Origin of the sequence: Streptomyces swartbergensis (assembly GCF_002148965.1) — a bacterium.
Taxonomy (GTDB): Bacteria; Actinomycetota; Actinomycetes; order Streptomycetales; family Streptomycetaceae; genus Streptomyces; species Streptomyces swartbergensis.
The window spans coordinates 1-788 of the sequence record NZ_NGFN01000803.1 but is presented as its reverse complement, the minus strand read 5'-3'; the positions used below and the strand labels follow the sequence as shown (position 1 = coordinate 788).

Below are 788 nucleotides of genomic sequence, written 5' to 3'. Positions count from 1 at the left end.
GCTCAAGCGTACCGCCGAAGTCGTGTCATTCACACAATAGGGCCAACGCCTGTGTGGATGGGTAGGGGAGCGTCGTGTGCCGGGTGAAGCAGCCGTGTAAGCGAGTTGTGGACGGTTCACGAGTGAGAATGCAGGCATGAGTAGCGATACACACGTGAGAAACGTGTGCGCCGATTGACTAAGGGTTCCTGGGTCAAGCTGATCTGCCCAGGGTAAGTCGGGACCTAAGGCGAGGCCGACAGGCGTAGTCGATGGATAACCGGTTGATATTCCGGTACCCGCTGTGAAGCGTCAAACATCGAGCATCGTGATGCTAAGGCCGTGAAGCCGTTCCGGACCCTTCGGGGAAAGGAAAGTGGTGGAGCCGCCGGACCAAGCGGTTAGTAGGTGAGTGATGGGGTGACGCAGGAAGGTAGTCCAGCCCGGGCGGTGGTTGTCCCGGGGTAAGGGTGTAGCCCGTCATCCAGGTAAATCCGGATGGCATGTGGGTGAGACCTGATGCCGAGCCGATTGTGGTGAAGTGGATGATCCTATGCTGTCGAGAAAAGCCTCTAGCGAGTTTCATGGCGGCCCGTACCCTAAACCGACTCAGGTGGTCAGGTAGAGAATACCGAGGCGTTCGGGTGAACTATGGTTAAGGAACTCGGCAAAATGCCCCCGTAACTTCGGGAGAAGGGGGGCCATTCTTGGTGATCCGTTTTACACGGTGAGCTGGGGGTGGCCGCAGAGACCAGCGAGAAGCGACTGTTTACTAAAAACACAGGTCCGTGCGAAGCCGTAAGGCGATG

General features: G+C 57.5%; 1 rRNA gene. It reads left to right on the top strand.

Features of this window, described 5'->3' with window-relative positions:
* Nucleotides 1–788 (top strand): 23S ribosomal RNA (locus tag CA983_RS44435); the annotation flags it as partial.